This is a genomic window from Vampirovibrio chlorellavorus, from assembly GCF_003149375.1.
In the GTDB taxonomy this organism is placed as follows: domain Bacteria; phylum Cyanobacteriota; class Vampirovibrionia; order Vampirovibrionales; family Vampirovibrionaceae; genus Vampirovibrio; species Vampirovibrio chlorellavorus_B.
Map to the genome: position 1 here is coordinate 143,116 of NZ_QFWH01000008.1, position 19,096 is coordinate 162,211.

Sequence of the window (19,096 nt, forward strand, 5' to 3'; positions counted from 1 at the left end):
CGAGGTCAGTAAGGGTTCGACAAACAGCGCAATATAGATGCACCGCTTGCTCGGCAAGAGCCTTTTAGGGCTCGAGTGTGCGCAACACTAGTGAGTCTATAGAATCTGTTCAAGCACACCATGCCCTCCTCGCCCCAAACAGGAGGTTTTTTTATGGCTATACATCCCCCGTTACCGGGTAGTGGGAGTTGGAACCGGCGACATGTCATCGATTCGGCGTCTCTCACCTACGAAGAAGTGCAAGAGGTCCTGCGCACCGCGGCGTCCTTTGCCCATATCCTGAGTCGACCGGTCAAAAAAATTCCCACCTTGCGAGGCAAAGTGGTGGTCAATATGTTCTACGAGAACTCCACCCGCACCCGCACCAGCTTTGAGCTGGCCGCCCAGTATCTGAGTGCGGACGCCATCAATTTTTCGGTGTCCAGCTCTTCGGTGAAAAAGGGAGAATCCCTGATTGATACCGCCGAAACGTTGGCCGCCATGGGCACCGATGCCGTGGTTATTCGCCACGCCAGTTCCGGGGTGTGCCAGCAGTTGGCCAACTACTTCGGGGATCGCATGTGCATCCTCAACGCCGGGGATGGGTACCACGATCATCCCACCCAGGGCTTGCTGGATTTGTTCAGTCTGAAAAATCGAATGGATGATTTGCTGGGCAAAAAAATCGTGATTGTGGGCGATATCCTGCACAGCCGGGTGGCTCGCAGCAATATCCACCTGCTCAAATTATTCGGGGCCGAAGTGCATTTGCTGGCCCCCTCCACCCTGTTGCCCATGAACATTGAGGCGCTGGGTTGCAAGGCCCACACCGATATCGAGGAAGCCTTGCGGGACGCCGATGTGGTGATGTGCCTGCGCATGCAGCTGGAGCGTCAGCGGGCGGGCTTGATCCCGGCGTTGCGGGAGTACATTCGCTTTTACTCCATTACTCAGGAGCGTCTGGATCGGTTTTGCAAGCCGGATGTGCTGGTCATGCACCCCGGCCCTATGAACCGGGGCGTGGAGATCGCCAGCGATGTGGCTGATAACCAGCAACTGTCCCTGATTACCAATCAGGTCACCAGCGGGGTGGCCATTCGCATGGCCCTACTCTACCTGTGTATGAGTACCCCCACTGAGCGTTCCGGTCTGGAGCGCTTTCAAAGCAGTCAGTTTCAAGGCAGCCAGAGTAATCAGAGCTTGCAGGAAGGAGTGTTGGCCGTATGAAGACTTTACTGAAAGGCGGACGGGTCATTGACCCCGCTTCCGGCCTGGATGCCGTGATGGATGTGCTGATTGACGGAACGCAGGTGGCGGCTATCGCTCCCAATATCGCCCCCGAGCAGGCGGATGAAGTCGTTTCGCTGACCCCGCAGCATTGGGTCACGCCGGGCTTGGTGGATGTTCATGTTCACTTCCGCGATCCGGGCAGCCCGGACAAGGAAACCACGGAAACTGGAGCCGCCGCGGCCATTGCGGGGGGCTTTACCACGGTGTGTGTGATGCCCAACACCTCGCCGGTCATTGATAGCACCCCCATGGTGCAGTACATCCTGAATGCGGCCAAGCCCACCGGGATTCAGATTTTCCCCATCGCTGCGGTTACCCGTGGACTGGAAGGGGAGGAGATGACCGCCATTGGCACCTTGGTCAGTCAGGGGGCAGTGGCTTTCTCCGATGATGGGAAGCCGGTGTCCAGCGCTAACATGATGCGCAAGGCTCTGGAGTATTCCAAAATGTTTGACGTGCCCATTGTCTGCCACGCCGAGGATTGCTCCCTGTTTGGCAACGGGGTGATGCACGAAGGGTATTACTCCACCCTGCTGGGCTTGCCGGGCATTCCTTCTGTTGCTGAAAGCGTGATGGTAGCTCGGGATATTGAACTGGTTCGCTTCACCGGCGGTCGGGTGCATTTTGCCCATATTTCCAGCAAGGAAAGCGTGGCCCTGATTCGTAAGGCCAAAGCGGAAGGACTGCCCATTACCGCTGAAACCACCCCGCATTACCTGGCCCTGACCGATGCTTGCTGTCAGGCTTATGACCCGGATTTTAAAATGAACGGCCCCTTGCGGGGAGAAGCGGATCGGGAAGCGCTGATTGAGGCGGTCATGGATGGCACCATTGACATGATCGCCACGGATCACGCCCCGCATACACCGGATGAGAAATCGATGGCCTTTGACTGCTCGCCCAATGGGGTCATCGGCCTGGAGACTTCTTTGGGGGTGGTGTTAACCCAGTTGTTCCATACGGCCAAGCTGAGTCCCACGGCCATTATTGAACTCATGTCCTCCAAACCGGCGGAAGTCTTCAAGCTGAAGGACTCTGGCAGATTGTCGGTCGGGCAGCGGGCCGATATTACGGTGATTGACCCGGAGAAGGAATGGACGGTGGATCCGGCCCGGTTCCGCAGTAAATCCCGCAACAGTCCCTTCAAGGGGCAAGCCCTGAAAGGTCGGGCCATTCTGACTTTTGCCAACGGCCAGTGCCTATTCCGAGAACCCGGTTCGTTGCTGGCTACGTCCTCCTTATAGCGACAAGGCGATAGGCACCCCTAAAATCGAATATCCCTCTTGGGCTCCCGGCTTGAGAGGGATATTTTTATAGAGAGCGGGCACAATTTTTTAGCCATCCGGTTTATTTTTTATGTATGATGCCCTTACAACGTTATGTTCTAAACATAGATTCGCTGTCCATGTTCATCTCGTCCATTCAATTGAGTACAGTTTGTTGGTGGTGCCCTGCGATTGAAGGGCCGCCGTTCTCAAGGTAAGTTTGGACATTGACTTGAAATTTTGAGAAACCGGCAGACTTCAGCCCCTTGGCAAGTACGTCGGTTTTTTTGCTAAGCCTCTTTTTTACAAGCCCTTTTCTTTTTTACTCCTTTTTCCGGAAAAACAAGTTTACTGATGCCGCCTGTTGAAACACAAATTGCCAAAGTCCCGCTGGTTCTCCAGAAAATGCCTTTCTGGGAGAAAAGCGTGGGCAATTTGCTGCACCTGAGCGAGGGGCAAAATGGCTTGTCCTGGATGTCCTTTATTCGGGATACCTCGGTGGCCTGGTTGCCCAAACTGGTGGTTTCCCGCAGCCTGATTGAGATTTCGGAAAGCACTTTCCTCGAGTTTCTGGAGTCGGGGGTGGTGTATTTTTCGGTGCCGGTGGCCGCTCAGGGCATGCACAAGTTTTTCCGGCGTCAGGCGGAAAAAAGTTTGAACCAGAATTTGTCCAAGGAGTATTTGGGGCATTCCGTGGCCAAATTGACGGAGTTGGCTGAAAAGGCCGGGCATGAGGGCCTCAAGAAGGAGTTACCCCATTTGGTGGCGGTCAAGGCGGCTACCATTTTGGGCCCCATGGTGGCGGTAGGGCTGGGTTGCGAATACTTGATCAATTACAGCAAGAACTTGATGACTGCCCACTTTTTTAAAAAAGATAAATTCAGCGACATCGTGAATTTATCCAAGGGGGAGATGAAAACGGGTGAAGAGAGCCAGGTGGTCAAAAAATCCCTGCATCGGACACTAGCCACCCTGGGCCTGATGGGGGGGACGTTACTGGGTTCCGTGGCTTTGGCCAAATTTGGACACCGGTTGCCTCAAAAACCGCTGGCGGCCTTGAAGCAAAGACTCCTCAGCAGTCCGCGGTTTGGCAAACTGGGCCGCTGGGTACCGGAAAATCCGGTGGGCGCGCTGGTGGATCATCTGGATTATGATGCCAAGAAGGGCGGTTTTTCCATTTCGGGCAAGCAGTTGCGCTGGTACATGGCCGCTTCCATCCCCGCTTACGCCGATGCGGCCCGGGACAAGCTGGAGCGGGTGGAGGCGGTGTCTCGACTGGGTGTGATTATGGGCTACCTGGCCTTTGGGCAGCAGGCCCTGGAGCGGGGTATGCTGGCTGTTATCAAGAAGTTTCGTCGGGAATTGTATGACGCCATGGTGGCCCCGGTGGGGCCCAGCGGAAAAAAGCAGGTCATGCGCTTGCAGGATGTTGTGGAGCGGGCGTTCAGTAAGGCAAATGCCGCTCAAGGGAATCAGGTGGTGGTTGTGGATAAAGTGGAAGGCTTGCTGAGTAAGGCCGATGAGGCCGCCGCCAAAATTGCCGCCGATGCCCAGCTGAAAAAGGCCGTTTTGGGCAAGAATGTATTGTTCGGGGTGCCCATGGTGGTGGGGATTTTGGGCACCGGGGTGGGGGTGACCCTGCTGAACCAGTTCTGGACCAAGTACCGATTTGACAAGGCCCAGCAGCCGATGCCGTTACGAAATGCCAGTCCTGTGCCAGTCGGAGGCGGTTCACAGGCCGCTGTTCAGCCCGCCCTGTCTAGCCCCTATCGTTCTGCAAGCAGGCCCGTGTGGAGTCAGGAATTTTCCGGGCAACCAGGCCGTTTTCCCCGCCCTGCGGCTGCCAGTCCTTTTTCAAATATAAATCCTAGCCAGTCTTGGGCATGGCAGATATAATGCTTGCAACTGTCCAGCTTGCGCTGGCTGTGTGTTCATCCCTGTAGCCCGGTTGCTGGGCTTGCAGGCCGCCCTAGACGTATTGAAATAAAAGCCTGAACGCTTGCCTTGATTGTAAAGGGTCTCGACGCTGGCTGGCCTTGTGTTTTTTACAAAATGTATACAAGCCGGTCAGACCTGTCAGGATAGCGGACACAAAATTGCATGAGTCGTTTTAATACCACTGACCAACCAGAGTAATTCGGTGTGACCAAGGTTTCCCCCGTTCATTCCATCGCTTCAAATGCGGCCCAGGTGCTAAAGCAAAGCAAATTGGCCCAAACACTGGCTTTTCAGGAAGGCCAGGGTGGGGGGACTGCCATGAAGTTTTTGCAGGACACCGGCACCGCCTGGATGCCCAAAATCCTGATTTCCCGCAGCAAGGCGGAAGGGGCTGAAGTCAGCCTGCTGGAGTTTGGGGAGTCGGCCATGACCTACGCCTTGCCCACCCTTTTGGGACCGGGTCTGGCCAGTTTATTTTTCAGGGCCGCAGGCAAAAGTGAGGGATTCCGTAAACAACTGCTTACCCAAACTTTTGAGCAACTGAAGCACGAAGGCAACGCGCAGGCCGTTCATCGGGCCATGGCGGCCAAGGCGGGTATGATTCTGACCACCATCGGCGGAATTGGCCTGTGGGGGGAGTCGCTGGTCAATTATGGCAAGAATTTGATGACCGCCAAGGTTTTCAAGAAAAATACGTTCAGCGACGTGATTAATTTGAACCCTGAAACTGCCAGCACCGCCAGTGATGCGAAGGCAATTGATGAGAGCCCGCAGGTGCGCAAGGCCCGGCGTCGTATTGTGCAGGCCACGGCCGCCTTTGGGGGAATTGTCGGCAGTTCTGTTTTACTGGCGCGTTTTGGACACCGATTCGGCTGGTCCAAGGCCCTGTCCCAAAAAATGGTCAAACACCTTGATTTTGATTTTGCCCATAAAGAGGGCGGCAAGGTGGCCTTTGGTCTGGGGAACCGCAAAGGCTTGCTGGGGGCTATTATGCTCACCTGCGCCATTCCGTATCTCGATTCCGCCCGGGATGGGTATGAGCGGCTGGAAACGGCCATCCGGCTACCGGTGGTGTTCGCCTATATTTTGTACGGTCAGGAATTTGTGCAAAAGTTGATGTTCAAGAACTTCCCCGGTCTTTTCAAGGGGGCCCTGGACGACAAAAATCAATTGCTCAGCACTCAGCAGATTGCTCAAAACGCTGTCCAGGGGCATTGGAAAGAGGGACAGGCCTGGTCTTCGGACATCCAGCAGAAAATCCTGCAGGACATGAAGCGGCCCATGGTTTCCAAGGCCATGACGGTGGCTTTCCCCTTGCTGAGCGGTGTTTTTGTAACCGGCATTGGCTTGGGCCTGTTCAATCGCTTGCTCACCGCGCATCGGTTTAAAAAACAGGCCCAGCAACAGCCCGCTGTACCTGCTGCTGGCATGACCGCCGCAAGCGAGATGTCTAGCGCCCCGGCTACGCCGTCCCTGACCCCTTCCGCAAGGTCCTTTGGATTCTCCGCCGCGTCACAGCCGTGGTCGAATCATCCGGCAAACCCGGGTTTTACAGGATTTCAAACCCTGACCGCCCCCTTGAGCCTGCCCGCACCCATCCAGCAGTCGGTGGTGACGCCGGTGGCTTACCGCTAGTCGTTATAGGGGGCTGGAAACAGTCTATCCGGTTATTTTTCGGCCCGAGTGATTTTGGCCCGAGTGTTTTCTGAGCCTGTCGATCAAGCGGTGGTATCGGGAATAAACTGCTTGATTTCCAGTAGTTTGCCGGGCCGCTGAGCCAGGCTGAGCATAAACTCTTCCAGCCGGTTGCCGGGGACAAAGTAGTTGTTCAGGCGAACGGTGTGGCTGTCGTGATGGACTTCCATCATTTTAATGACGTAATGCTTGGCGTCCCCTACTTCCAGCAGGGAAGTCTCCTCGTTCAGCCCGTTGCTGTCGTGTTTGATGCTGACGTAGTTGAAACCGTCCGGGCTAATGACCATTTCCCCGCCTTCTTCCACCTCAAAGTGAAAGTGTTCGCCCCGGCGGTATTTCTGGAAAATACTGATGACTTTATTGCTGAGATCGTCGGTGGTCATGATGCGTATTCCTGTTTGAAAAAAGTGCGATGTTGAAAATTTAAGATATCTGGGGATTTAAGTCGATTATCAGGCGTTTGGTTTGAGTCGGTGGGCCCCGGGCTGGCGTTGCTCAATCCAGAGTTGTATGTCCAGTCCCTCGCTGCGTGCCTGGCAGTCGTACCACATCAAAATCAGGGCGCTGACGTAATAGGGCATCATTAAGCAATTGACCAGGCTATTCCACACGTTCCAGACCGTTTGCAGATAGAGGGGGATGGTCTGGTGGAGTCCCAGTCGGCTTTGCTCAAGGCCCATCCACAGCACCACCGGACTGAGCAAAACAGACAAGATGGAGAGACTGAGCAGCAGTCCACAAACACTGAAGCCGACCAGGCGTGGAAAATTACGGAAGATGAGCGTAATAGACCCGCTGACGGTTTTCCAGAGGTTTGGCTTTTCACTGGGAGCCGTGGCCATGGCGGCAATGGGAAAGTTGAGTAAAAACCACTGCAAGCTGATCAGGCAGGTCAGTATGCCCAGGGCTAAAGCGCCAGTCATCAGGATGGAGACCCCGATCATGAATTTGACGCCGAGATTGCCAACCGCCAGGCTAGAGCCCACTAAAGCCCCAACCGTCACGGCCACAAAAATAAAGCCCGCGTAAAAAACAATGACATTCACCACAATCAGGCTCAGGAACAGGAAGCCCAGCAGCAGGATCAGGCCGGTCAGTGGCAGCCAGTTTTTTTGCAGGTGCAGCAGGCATTCCCGCAGGGAGGGTGGTTGTTCCTGAAGCAAGGCCAGATAGAAAAACCGGCAAAGCAAGGAAAAGCTGATCATATAGACCATCGTGGTGGGAATGACCAGTAAAAAACTACCCAATAGCAACAACAGGCGGGTTTGTAACTCCGGTAGCGTACTCTGGGTCAGAAAAGCGCTGCTGGATAAAAGACTGATCAGAAAGTGCAGGGCCGTATTCAGCAAGGTTAGGGGAAGGAGTACCCACAGCACTTTTTTCAGGTTTAGGCGTAGTAAATTCCAGGCGCGGCTGAGCAGCGTTAAAACGCTCTGGGGCTGGTAGATGCCTGCGGTCACTGTGTTCATGATTTTAGAAGATCCGTTGGCTGACCGAACTCTTCTTCAGAAGCTGAATCTGGCTTTTTCAGCCTCTCGGTGCCCGGTGGGGCCATTTGCCTCAACACATCCTGAAAGGTCTTCAGCAGGCGAAACTGGTACCCGCACCCTTCGGCCAGTTTGCCGCCCATCAGCATGGCATGTTCCGATGGGTATTGGCGGCAAAAATTGGGGCGATCGTTATAAATACCGCAGGACTTGTCTGCCTGTAAATGCACACACTGAAACAACAGTCCTTCTTCGTCACTGTCCGCCAAAAGGGGTTTGAAGTATTGATATTCAGGGTTTTTGGCCTTTATGTCCTCAAACATGGCCACGCTGTTAATGGTTTGCTGCCCGTACACCAGATAAATATGCGAACAGCATTTACCGCACTGGTTACAACCGCCGGTACGCTCGTAATACTGCCCCTGCACGGAGCCACTTTGGCTGGGCTCCGCCCCGCTCAAAAACGATTTGACGATCTCTAACATACCCCTATTGTAGCGTGTTTAGCAGACTGAGGCGCAAAATCCGCCCCTCGACTCTGGCGGTCTGAAACAGCCTGATATCCGGTTCAGGATGGCAGAGGTGCGCTGTTTGAAATTCAGCCGACTAAATTCAGGGTTTTTCGGGGCAGATCCCGGGTTTTTCGCAAAATGACCGCATGGGTGATGTTGTTGTCGTTACCGTGAACGGTGGCCACTTTCTCGAACCCTGCCAGACTGGCGGGATCCAGACCTTCATACATGGCGTTTTTAAGGCCATCCACACTCCGAACAATGACCGTACAGCCGGGCCGGGCGGTTTTGGCAATTTGTTTTAGAATCTGGCCTTTGTTGGGCACCATTACTGCGATGCCGACATGGGAGTAGGGGCCGTAGTCAAATTTCTCACCGGCCATTTGCTGAAAGCCAATTTTCCCTTGAGACTGGGCCGCAATGCCTTCGGTTGCTGCGATGGCGAGTCGGTCAGTGTCGATGCCTGTTACCCGGTTGGCAAACTTGGCGTACGACAGCACCGTGTTGGGCTGGGGCCCACTGCCCACAAAGACGGCGGTAGACTGCCCGTTCATGCCGCTGGTGCGGGCTTCCAAGTCGGCAAAGGAGGTATTGAGAGCCTGATAATTGTTATCAGCCACCTTGGGTGTGGGGCCCTTATTGGTCTTTTCCAGGAGCAGGACCCGTTTTTGATATTGCTCCCGCAGGTATTGCATATCATCCGCATGAGCCTGCATAACGAAATCGCCTACGGTTTCTTGCCAGGGTTGGCTTCGGGCTTGCTCCTGAAGTTTTTCAATCCACTTTGGCTGAATGTTCCTCTCATTTACCGGGTTCTTTCGGGCCTCACTGGCCAGGGCCATAAACTGATCATCCAGTTTTTCGTAGGCGTCCACTAACATATCTTTGGGTGCGGAATTTAAATTCAGACTGCGGGAGGAGTGGGTCCGTTGCAGTGGCGAGCTTGGTTGGGGTGGGGTCATGCTGGTTGATTGAAGGACTAACACGGAAGCGATTCCTTATGAATGATGTCTATCAGGATGATTTGGAAAAACAGGGGGAGCGTTTAATATGGCCATCATCAGGCCCCCAGGGTGAGCAAGGGTTGTAAGTAGCTGGCCAGAGTCATATTTTCGGTTTGCTGCTTGGCAGCGCCTGCCCGCAGCAGGTTCAAAATGTAATCCACCCGGAACTGGCCCATGGTTTCGGCCATGGTTTTGAGTTGCTGAGGGTTGGACTCAAGTTGCTGAAGGATATCGGTGGCCCGCAGGGCGGGATTTCGCAGGGCTTCCTGCTGCAGGGCGGTCAGGTAGTTGACCTGCGCCCGGTATTTCTTGCTGTTAATGCGCTTGCCCTCGTTCACAATGGGGCCTCCCATTGAGGTTAAGCCTTGCCAGTGCTTGAGATCCAGAGCCCCTTTGAGTACCTGACCCGCTGTGATTAGCGGTACCCCCAGGAAAGTGAGCGCCCCGTCCACTTCTCCCTTGCTTTGCAACGCCCGCATCAGCACAGGCATATAGGAAATAATGGAGAAGACCAGGACAAATTGAGATAGGCGAGTAAAGCGTTCCGGGATTTTTTTAAACTCGGCAGGCCACTTGTTAAAGTTGTTCAGCTCTAATTTTACGTGAGGATTGTTTTGAATTTCCCTTTTTTGGAAGAAGTAGGCCAGAGTAGAGGCTATAAAGGCCACCAGATTGAGTTGGGCCCCAATGGCGGTTTGGTAAGGCTGCGGTTTTTTAAAATCTTCCTTGTTTTGAAGAGATTCCTGCAGGTTCTTCCAGGGCCCGGTGGATAAAGTGTAGCGAAAGTCCTTTCCCATAAATTTCAGGGTGTTCCACAGTTCCCTGAAAAACCCTTTTTCATCGGCCCGTTGTTCGCCTTTAAAGGCTCGAAACAGGCGATGTTGATCGAACTCTCGGCGTTGGCCGGGGTTGTTGGTGTTTTTAATGTCGTTGGTTTCCCCGGAAAACCAGAAAAACGAACTGAGAAAGCTGATGGTCTGAAAGTAGGGCCTTTTGACGTTGATGCAGGTGAGGGCCTGGGTGGTGGTGCCGGTTAAAGAGGACAGGCTTTTGGAGGGTTGTTGGGTGTTGATGCCCACCTGATAGCCGGTATTGAGCTGAAGCAACGCCGCAAAGCTGGCGGCCTTGTTCAAGGTTTCCATCAGGGATTTTTGATTTGCGTGTTTTTGGGCCCATTGCTCCACATTAGCGCCCCACTGTTCCCCCAGTCGATCGCCAATGACGGTTTTCAGTTTGTTTTGAACGGATTTTTGGGCCAGCTTTTGGGCAATTTGAGGAGAGAAAAACAGCACCCCATTGACTATGGTCATCCCGGTCAGGCTGGTTTTGGCCAGGACGTCCCAACCGCTGCGTTTGGGGGGGGCGGTGTCGGTCAGGCCGAGGGAGGCGACGGGGATGGCTTGGCTTTCAGGCCTTTGATTCCAGCCAGCAAGGGTATTATTGCCGTCCAGTGCAGTGATCAACTGGCCCGGGCGGATTGGAGGCCAGGCTGGTAAAGGGTTAACTTGTGAAGCCGCAAGAGAAATGGCGGATACCTCGGGGTGACATGGGGTGTGAGGGTTTGAGAATAATTCTCAAAATATGACAAATGAGAATAATTTTCAATAGATAGAACGATAGGCCTTCGGGGAAGGTACTTGGGGATATGTTGTATGAAACCCATCTTATTCAAACCCATGGGGTTTCAGGATTTGTCTGCAGATATAAAACAGCAGTGAGGCGCACGATTGCTGTGGGTTGCATTTGGGGGGGGCAACTTTTGAGATTGAGGGCATTCATAATAATATCTAATCCCTATCAGATTGAATGTGTTCATCCCTTTTTTTCCGTTTCCAGTGTTTTCCTCAAAAAGGATTGTTCAGATGATTACACCTGTTTTTGCCGCTTTGCCCCCCCGCTCAGTCGATCGCCAGCCTCGTCAGGCACAGCCGGGCATTCCCCTGCCCGCACCGCAACCGGGTGTGAATCCGGTGGAGAACAACGCAGAGGCCATTCCGGCTATTTTAAATGATAGTCTGCGGATTATGCACCAGCGCAGAGCGCAAAACCAAAACGCCGTGCGCTTTGGCATGGACGCTCACCCCCCGGAAGGCCCCAACCCGCCAGGGTTGCCCGGCCAGGAAGAGGATGACCCGCCGGGAACCCCTCCCGATCAGGGGATTCCTCAGGTTGTGCCCAATGCTCCGCAGGTGAATCGGGTGATTCCACGGGCAGCGGCCCCTCGTGGGGAGGCGCTGGTTCCCCAGGCCTTCCGGAACCTGTTGCCCCAATTCAATGTGGCCGCTCCGCCGCAGCCGCAGCAACCGCCGCAGTCTCCCTCGGTGCAATCTACTCAAACCCGGGTAGAAATGCCCTCTCCGACCAAATCGGTGAATGATTCCAGCCAATAGACGGTTTTATTCGGCTTTCAAATTTAAAATTGCCTGAAGGAACAGCCTCAGGCAATTTTTTGTTCAGGGACGGCCCGGTAACGCCAAGTAGCGTTTCACCCCCATTAGCGTTTTTGTAGCAGCAGCCATAAAAAGAAAGGGCACCCCAACATGGCCGTAATCACCCCCACCGGGATTTCCGCCGGGGCGATGATGCTGCGGGCCACCGTGTCGCAAATTGTTAACAAACTGCCGCCCAGCAATGCCGAACCCAGCCATAAATAGCGGTGATCGTGACCCACCAGCAGGCGGCCGGTATGAGGGGCCATCAAGCCCACAAAGCCAATGGGGCCACAAATGGACACAATCCCCCCCACGGTCAGGGAGGTTCCCCAGAACAGCAGCTTGCGGGTCTGGTTCAAATCCACGCCCCGGCTGGCCGCAATGTCATCGCCCATGGCAAGCAGGTTCAGCTCGTAGGGTAAGCAAGCGATGAGGATTAGCCCGGGGGTGATAAACAGGGCCAGTTGCGTCAGTGCGTTCAGGTCGACGCCTTCTAAACCGCCCATCAGGGAGTGCAGGATGCGGAACACGTTGGTAAAGTCGCTCAGGTACTGGATAAAAGTGACCGCCCCGCCAAAAAAATAGTTGATGGCCACCCCGGCCAGCAGAAGCGTGCTAATCGAGAATCGGCCACCCAGGCTGGCCAGCTGATAAACCAGTAGGGTGGTTAAGGCGGCTCCCAGCAGGGCCAGTAGCCCCGGCGCCCCGTAAAAGGGAAACAGTCCGGCCAGCACAATGGCCAGTACACTCCCGAAGGATGCGCCGCTGGCCACCCCAAAGGTAAAGGGGGAGGCCAAAGGGCTGCGAAACAGGGCTTGAAACACCATGCCGCACAAGGCCAGCCCCGCACCGGTGATAAAGGCGCCCAGAACCCTCGGCAGGCGAACCTGCCAGAAAATATCCGCATCCAGCGAGTGAGCGGCGCTTGTATGCCAGGGGGAAATCCACTGCATGCCAAAGCAGGGCGCTAAAAGCAGGACGAGGCAGGCTGTGAGGGCCAAGGCGATCAGGGTGCTTTCAGGCGTTCGCCGGGAGAGAGGCTGATTTTGAGGCTGATTTTGTGGCGGGTTCATTGGGCCGGTCTCCCGGTCGGTGGAGAGGAGGGATTCGGGGATGAGGCAGGCTGGGGCACCAGCCAGTGCTTGGGGCCAGTGGCCCTGTCGGGTACGGTCAGCTTGAGAAAGGGCAGTTCAAATAACGCCTCCAGCGGCTCGGGTTGTAGGGTTTCCTCCGTAGAGCCGTTCAATAGAACCGCTCCCTGCTTCAGGCCCAGAATGCGGTTTGCGTAATGGGCGGCGCTGTTGAGATCGTGGGTCACGCACAAGATGGATAGCCCTTGGGCTTGGTTCAAGTGGCTCAGCAGGGCCAGAATTTCCTGCTGGTTTTTGGGATCGAGAAAGGTGTCCGGCTCATCCAGCACCAAAATCTCAGGTTGCTGGGCCAAGGCCGCCGCGATCATTACTTTTTGTCGTTCTCCCCCACTGAGACTGCTCAGGGTGCGATCTGTCAGCTGACTCGTTCCAGTTTGTCGCAAGGCCTGCGCGACCCTTTGTCGATCGGCTTCTTGTGGGGCGGCCAGCGGGGCTAAATAGGGGTAGCGGCCCATCATCACAAAATCCCAAACCCGTTGGGCATCGCTGAACGCCGTGGCCACAACCGATTGGGGCACGTAAGCCAGATGCCGGGCTTTTTCCTTGGGAGAGAAGCTGGACAGCGGTTGCCCTCTTAGCGTGAACTGCCCGTCAGCGATGGGGGTAAGGCCCAGCAGGGCTTTGACCAGCGTGGATTTTCCAGCCCCATTGGGCCCGATGATGGCCATAAAATCACCGGTCTGCATCTGGAAAGAAACGTCCGTCAGGATGCTGTGGTTTTGCAAACGCACCTGAATGGATGTGGCACACAATAAAGGGGGGGAGGACTTACTCATGTTCCCAGTGTAATTCAGGGTGAATGGCCTCGGCAAATCGCTTCAGGATTTGGGGAAAGCGGGGGCCGGGGATGACCATATAATCTTGCCCGAAGTGGTATACCCGATGATGTTTCACGGCGGATACCTGCGGCAGACTGCGCCACTGCGCTTCGGCCATGGCGTTTTGTTGTGCTTGCGACAGAGTGCCGTGGGCAGGGCCCAGCGATTCGGTGGTTTCAATAATCACATCGGGATTCAGGCGTAAAATGCCTTCGGCGGAAATTTGTAGAAAGCCTTTTTTGCCTTTGGGCAGTACGTTCCGCCCCTCGGCGTTTTCCACCAGTTGGTTGTAAAAGCCGTCTTCTCCGGCCACAAAGGCCCATTTCAGTTTCTCCGATTGCACGTTGCGATCCAGCACCACCAGGACGGTGGGCCGACGGGTGGCCTGTTTCAGGATGGCGGCTATCTGGTTTATCTGCGCTTGCAGTTGTTGGTGCAGCGCTCTGGCCTGGGTTTCCCGGTGGCAAACCTGACCCACGGCCTCAATGGAAGCTAAAATCCCGGGGACGGTCTGATGATCCACAGCCAGTAGGGGAAAGCCCAGCGCCTTGAGCTGGTGGCTGAGCTGGATTTGCTCTTCTCGCAAAATGACCAGATCCGGCTGGAGGCGCAACAGGGCTTCGGTATCCGGGTCGACGTAGCCACCGACTTGCGGCTTGGCTTGGGCTGCTTTGGGATATTTGCAGTAGCGGGTCACCCCAGCAACTCGGTCTCCCAGATCCAGGGCGTATAAGACTTCCGTGATGCTGGGGGAAAGGGATACGACCCGTTGACAGGCGCTCGTCAGAGGGGCCTGACGGGCGCTTGGGCGTACGGGTTGAATACAACCGCTCAGGGTCACCAGCGCTAAAAAAAGAATGGCCAGCAGGGCCCTGACTTGGAAACAGGGGAACGTTTTGCGAATGAACTGCTGGCGATCCATAGCGAATGGGGTTGACTCTGGTTGAGGGAGGGGATATGTACAGGCTGACAGGGATAGGCTTACAGGGCCCAGCGTAAGCCGCCATAGGCGGAGATCCGGGGATTGCCGTAGCCTTTGACGGTCTCGTAGGGGGTGTCCAAAATGTTGACCAAACGCCCGTACACACTGACCTGATCGGTCAAAGCCAATTCCAGGGCCAGATTGATCAGAGTGAAGGATTTTAACTTGACCGGTCGGGCCGGGAAGGTAAAAAAGTCCAAATCGCTGCGCTGGCCGGTGTGGGTGATGTCCAGGTTGATGTTCAGCCGTTTGATGGGCTGGTAGTTGATGTTAAAGGAGGCCTTGTTGCGGGGACGTCGAAACAAGGCGTCGCCTTGCGTGCTGCTGGGCCCCAGATCCTTGGTATCCGTGTAGGTGTAGCTGCTTCTCAGTTGCAGGCACTTGAATGGCTGGCTGGTAACGTAGGCTTCCAGCCCTTGCATGCGGGCCTGGGCCACGTTGGTATAGGCCGTGGAAAACAGTCCGGTGGGTCGAAAATCAATCAGGTTGCGCACCTGATTCTGAAACAGGGTGGCCCCCACCTGCATTTTGTTGCCCAGCAAGGCTTGCTCCAAACCCAGATCCCAACCGGTGCTGGTTTCCGGCTGCAGGTTGGGATTGGCCCCAAAGGTGCCGTATAACTGGGACAGAGTGGGCGCTTTAAAGCCCGTGCCAATGCTCCCTTTGATGCTGGTGCCAGTGCGCTTGACGGTATAGATGGAATCGGCCCGGAAGTTATGATGACCCCCGAAGCGATTGTGCCGATCGTAGCGATAGCCCAGCGTGGTGAACCAGCGATCCCACAGTTGGATGCGATCTTGCACGTAAAAGGCCGTGTTGGTGGCGGAGCGTAGTTGGGCGGCGCTGTTGAATGGCCCGAAGATGCTGAGCGAGTTGTAATAGGAATCGCCCCATTCATGCTGCACGTTGAGCCCGGTGGTCAGGGTGTTGGTGCGGTGCAGGCGGAAGTTGTTCTGAAAGTCAAAGTTCAGCAATTTTCCCCGGTAGCGGTCGTGGCTTTTGCTGGAATCCAGGGCGTCCGGTTCGTTAAAGTTTTCCCGGCGCACATTGGTAAAGGCCAGCCGGGTGATTTGCTCATAACGATCGCCCCACAGTTTCAGGCGGGAGCTGCCGTTGAGGGTTAATGTGCGGTTGGTGCCGGTGAAGTTGGGATCATCCCCGGTGTAGCCGCCGTATTTGTCCAAATCAAAGCGGGAGCGGGTGTACAGGCTGGACAAATCCAGGGTCAGGTTTTTGAGCGGGGTGTATTCGGTGCGGGCGGTAATGGTGGTGTTGTGGTAACCATCCGGTTCCGCGTTGCGATAAAAAGTACCAAAGGAGTTGATACCGTAGCGGCTACTGGCCGCCGAAATGCCCCGCACGTCCTGCCGGGTGATGTGCAGGAAGGTTTTCAGCTTGTCGCTGTATTGGCCGCCCATCCCGATGTCTTCTTGCAGGGTGCCCTGCGCTCCGGCGGTGACCTTAGCGTACAACGTCGGTTTGCCCGGTTCGCCTTGCCGGGTAATGATGTTGATGACCCCGCCCATGGCGTCAGACCCGAAAATGCTGTTTTGAGGGCCTCGCAGCACTTCCACCCGCTCCACGGCGTCCGGGCTGATTTGATCCAGATAGCTATAGGTGCGATCAGGGGAGATGGGATCGTTCATGCGCACCCCGTCCACCAGCACCAGCGTATGGCTGGCGTTCATGCCCCGCATAAAAATAGAGGAGGTGGCCCCCAGATAGCCGTTGCGCACCACGTCCACGCCGGGCACCTTGGTCAGCACTTCGGTCAGCGAAAAGGGCTGCATTTGCTGAATTTGCTGCCGGGTGATGACCGTGGCCGACGTGCCGGTCTGGTTGCTGGGAATCCCGATTTTGGTGGTTTGTAGCATTAGGGGGGCGGTAGCGGCGGGTTCCAAGGGTGGTAGCGCATCGCCGCTGGCGGTGGCTTGGGTGGGGCTTTCTGTCTGGGCGGTCGATCTGCTCAAGTCCAGACCTTCCGAGGTGTCGGTTTCCAGGGCGACTTCTTCCAGCGGAACGCCCGATGCTTCTCCGTGGGCGCTCATAAGCATCCCTGAACTGAGTAACAGTAGCAGGCCCAAAGCGATGGTACGGGCCGCTTGATTCAAGTGGAATAAGGAGAACTGACAGCCTGAAAGCTGAAGTGAAAACTGGAACAAAATGGGGTTCCTTCCTGCGTCAAAAAATGTACGGCGAGACAGGCCAGATTCAATCAGGTTGAAACTCCGGTCCAAAATGCGGAAGTGCCTGACGAATGTGCCTTGACGATGAATTGGATAACTATCCAAATAGCCCCGGGACGGGGGAACCCACTAATCAAACTCGAAATGGTGCGCAGACATACTCATTATCCTCTTCGTGCTCGCAAGAGTGTAAACAAGCTCCCCCACGGTGTTCTGACTTTCCATTGCGTTTCATGCAACAGATTCACAGTTGCGGCACAGTCCCGGAGTTTCACCGGGTTTCCCGAATATAGGACGAGCCTGATAATAAAAACACAGAGTTTGCGTTCACGCAATCAGTCAGTCATCCAGAAGAAGGGGAGGAGAGCGGGTGCTTGCTATCTGCCTGCAAAATATTGCCAAACAGGAAGAAATTTTGTTGTTAATGGGAAATTCCTCCTGAGCAAGGGAAAAGAGGCTCCCCTGCAAAAATCCCCCGCTTACTAGTAAACGGGGGATTTTTTCTGTCTGACTGATTTTTCTACCACCAGCCGCGACGGGGAGCGGGGTGATTTTTATAATATCCCCAGCGATTGCCCGGCAGGTAGGCCACCCGGCCCGGGCGAACCCAGGTGTTTTTGACCACGGGTCGATAGTATCGGGGGCCATAGTTCTGCCTGTAATTCCACGAGCGATTGCGCCAGCCATCCCGATAGTCGCCCCGATCATGGGCAAAGGCGCTATTGCCGAAAACGGTAAGCGCTAACAGCCCTAACGCCCCCAGCCCCAGCATGGCCTTGCGATTAGACCCGAGCTTGATGAATGGTTTCATGTCCATCTCCTCCTAAAAAAACGAAAGTGTGGTTTGCGAAGTTAAAAACTATGAGCGAAAACTACCAGCGGAAACGGTTGTTGCCGAAAGTGCCCTGACGTCTGAGGTATTCATAACCGAGTCCGGCCCCGGCCCCAATCACAGCCCCTTTAATGGCCCCATCGCCGCGATAACCGTCGGGAGCCAATACGCCGCCAATCAGGGCGCCAGCGCCGCCGCCAATGGCCGCTTTTTTGACATAAGGATGCCGCTGACCAAAGGTTCCCCAGTTGCTGTTATAGCGAGAGTCATAATACCGGTTGTAGGATCGATCATGCGCTTCGGCAGTGGGGACGAGCGTGTTCGCCGCCAACATGCCCAGCATGACGGGTAAAACCAATAATTTGGTCAGGGTATTACGGGCACTTTTCATGGTGTTCTCTCCTCTTCCTGATCGTCACCGAGAATTGACTGTCACATTGTCTTTACGCAACAGCCCGGGAAAGAGTTTCAAAAAGGAGAGGTCATTTTTTCAAAACTGAAAATTTCAGAGTGTACCTTCAAATGGAATAGGGTGCTTGCCAACATTTGCCAAGACCCAGCAAAGATGGACCTTAGCATTGGTTTTTCAGTCCTGGGTCATGATTCGGGAGATATTAGCTCCTGGTATTTGGTAATCGGTTCTCTTGTTTTTCTGTTTATCACAACCTTATAGCGGAGAAACTCCTTAGTTGTAAGTCTGTTCACAAGTGTCGTTTCACTTATAGGAATAACAGTTGCTGGTGCAATAACATCATTTTCCCCACTCGTGTTAATTAGGCCCAAGGGAATTGTCAAATAATACTTATTACCGATGGTTTCATCCGTTGGCATTCTTTTGAGAAGATTATGCTTGTTATCTTTATCTATGATCATATAGGTGGATGATGGGGAAGCATCTCCAAAAAACTCTTGAAATGCAGTTAGGCCGTACCCAGCAGTTCCATCCTGTAAGCACCGAGCCAGAAAATGCTGTTTTTCAATTTTCTTTTCCCGGTTCGGATCCAGACAAATGTTTTTGCTTTCATTTAAAAACTGCATCAGTTTAATGGTCTGTTTCAAACTTTCTTCAGAGGGGTATCTCCGGGAAAATTTTTTTTCATTATGAAGCCCTTTTATCGCAACCTCAGCTTCTTTTAATGCCTCTCTTATTGTATTTTTGTCTTGCTCGTTATTTAGCAGTGTATTGATAATTGCCTCTTGCTCTTCCGTTGACATAACGCAGGTTGGATTTGCTTCATTCGGAGCAGCCTCGGGATCTGATCTTTTTTTAAATGAGTCAGCCGTTTGGCCGGAAAATATGTTTGTAAATGAGCGAAGCGGCTCGACGGGACTATTGTTTGGGCCTGTCTTAATGCCGATTGGCAGGGGCTTCTTGGGTTTCGATGGTGTAATTTTTTCGGCCGCGCTATTGAGTAGTGGTTTTGTCGGTGATGTAAGAGGTGTATTAATGCTCATGGGGTAGGTTCCTTTTACAGGGAATTCAGAGTCTTAATCGCAGGATATTCCATCAGTCCGGCAAGGGATT

The 19,096-nt window shown here is 54.3% G+C and carries 17 protein-coding genes; 5 read left to right on the forward strand and 12 right to left on the reverse strand.

Annotated elements, in window-relative coordinates; all coding sequences use genetic code 11:
- The first annotated feature begins 153 nt into the window (after positions 1 to 153).
- The 4 genes from DF283_RS11185 (at position 154) to DF283_RS11200 (ending at position 6,107) form a co-directional block, all read left to right on the forward strand.
- The gene (locus tag DF283_RS11185) at positions 154 to 1,206 is read left to right on the forward strand and encodes an aspartate carbamoyltransferase catalytic subunit (protein WP_303674956.1); all 1,053 of its coding nucleotides are present in this window, start codon (positions 154 to 156) and stop codon (positions 1,204 to 1,206) included.
- Positions 1,203 to 2,513: a dihydroorotase gene (locus DF283_RS11190; RefSeq protein ID WP_303674957.1), complete on the forward strand. Its 1,311-nt coding sequence runs from the start codon at positions 1,203 to 1,205 to the stop codon at positions 2,511 to 2,513. The genes DF283_RS11185 and DF283_RS11190 overlap by 4 nt, the downstream gene beginning before the upstream one ends.
- Positions 2,514 to 2,888: 375 nt before the next feature.
- Positions 2,889 to 4,430, forward strand: a complete 1,542-nt coding sequence (locus DF283_RS11195; protein ID WP_303674958.1) for a hypothetical protein — start codon at positions 2,889 to 2,891, stop codon at positions 4,428 to 4,430.
- Between the two features lie 246 nt (positions 4,431 to 4,676).
- Complete coding sequence (locus tag DF283_RS11200; protein WP_303674959.1) at positions 4,677 to 6,107, forward strand: hypothetical protein; 1,431 nt, start codon at positions 4,677 to 4,679, stop codon at positions 6,105 to 6,107.
- Between the two features lie 83 nt (positions 6,108 to 6,190).
- On the opposite strand, the gene DF283_RS11205 is transcribed toward DF283_RS11200, so the two are convergent.
- The 5 genes from DF283_RS11205 to DF283_RS11225 form a co-directional block, all read right to left on the reverse strand.
- Positions 6,191 to 6,550, reverse strand: a complete 360-nt coding sequence (locus DF283_RS11205; RefSeq protein ID WP_303674960.1) for a hypothetical protein — start codon at positions 6,548 to 6,550, stop codon at positions 6,191 to 6,193.
- 69 nt (positions 6,551 to 6,619) lie between these two features.
- Entirely contained in the window at positions 6,620 to 7,636 is a 1,017-nt protein-coding gene (locus DF283_RS11210) for a hypothetical protein (RefSeq protein ID WP_303674961.1), read from the reverse strand.
- On the reverse strand, positions 7,633 to 8,139 hold the full coding sequence (locus tag DF283_RS11215) for a YkgJ family cysteine cluster protein (protein WP_303674962.1): 507 nt from the start codon (positions 8,137 to 8,139) through the stop codon (positions 7,633 to 7,635). Before DF283_RS11215 ends, DF283_RS11210 begins: the two co-directional genes overlap by 4 nt.
- Positions 8,140 to 8,252: 113 nt before the next feature.
- On the reverse strand, positions 8,253 to 9,152 hold the full coding sequence (locus DF283_RS11220) for a nicotianamine synthase family protein (RefSeq protein ID WP_303674963.1): 900 nt from the start codon (positions 9,150 to 9,152) through the stop codon (positions 8,253 to 8,255).
- Positions 9,153 to 9,226: 74 nt separating this feature from the next.
- The gene (locus tag DF283_RS11225; protein ID WP_303674964.1) at positions 9,227 to 10,633 is read right to left on the reverse strand and encodes a hypothetical protein; all 1,407 of its coding nucleotides are present in this window, start codon (positions 10,631 to 10,633) and stop codon (positions 9,227 to 9,229) included.
- Between the two features lie 399 nt (positions 10,634 to 11,032).
- On the opposite strand from DF283_RS11225, the gene DF283_RS11230 reads away from it, so the two are divergent.
- Positions 11,033 to 11,560: a hypothetical protein gene (locus DF283_RS11230; protein ID WP_303674965.1), complete on the forward strand. Its 528-nt coding sequence runs from the start codon at positions 11,033 to 11,035 to the stop codon at positions 11,558 to 11,560.
- A gap of 104 nt (positions 11,561 to 11,664) precedes the next feature.
- On the opposite strand, the gene DF283_RS11235 is transcribed toward DF283_RS11230, so the two are convergent.
- The 7 genes from DF283_RS11235 to DF283_RS11265 form a co-directional block, all read right to left on the reverse strand.
- The gene (locus DF283_RS11235) at positions 11,665 to 12,675 is read right to left on the reverse strand and encodes a FecCD family ABC transporter permease (RefSeq protein ID WP_303674966.1); all 1,011 of its coding nucleotides are present in this window, start codon (positions 12,673 to 12,675) and stop codon (positions 11,665 to 11,667) included.
- Complete coding sequence (locus DF283_RS11240) at positions 12,672 to 13,529, reverse strand: ABC transporter ATP-binding protein (RefSeq protein ID WP_303674967.1); 858 nt, start codon at positions 13,527 to 13,529, stop codon at positions 12,672 to 12,674. The genes DF283_RS11235 and DF283_RS11240 overlap by 4 nt, the downstream gene beginning before the upstream one ends.
- Positions 13,522 to 14,493: an ABC transporter substrate-binding protein gene (locus DF283_RS11245; protein WP_303674968.1), complete on the reverse strand. Its 972-nt coding sequence runs from the start codon at positions 14,491 to 14,493 to the stop codon at positions 13,522 to 13,524. The genes DF283_RS11240 and DF283_RS11245 overlap by 8 nt, the downstream gene beginning before the upstream one ends.
- Before the next feature lie 59 nt (positions 14,494 to 14,552).
- Positions 14,553 to 16,601 (reverse strand): TonB-dependent receptor plug domain-containing protein, encoded by a 2,049-nt coding sequence (locus tag DF283_RS11250; protein WP_303674969.1) that lies wholly within the window; start codon positions 16,599 to 16,601, stop codon positions 14,553 to 14,555.
- A 658-nt stretch (positions 16,602 to 17,259) separates the two neighbouring features.
- A complete protein-coding gene (locus tag DF283_RS11255; protein ID WP_303674970.1) occupies positions 17,260 to 17,550 on the reverse strand; it encodes a hypothetical protein in 291 nt (96 codons plus the stop codon).
- A gap of 61 nt (positions 17,551 to 17,611) precedes the next feature.
- Positions 17,612 to 17,962 carry a hypothetical protein gene (locus DF283_RS11260; protein WP_303674971.1) on the reverse strand — a complete coding sequence of 117 codons (351 nt, stop codon included), beginning with the start codon at positions 17,960 to 17,962 and terminating at the stop codon, positions 17,612 to 17,614.
- 206 nt (positions 17,963 to 18,168) lie between these two features.
- On the reverse strand, positions 18,169 to 19,026 hold the full coding sequence (locus DF283_RS11265; RefSeq protein ID WP_303674972.1) for a hypothetical protein: 858 nt from the start codon (positions 19,024 to 19,026) through the stop codon (positions 18,169 to 18,171).
- Positions 19,027 to 19,096: the final 70 nt, after the last annotated feature.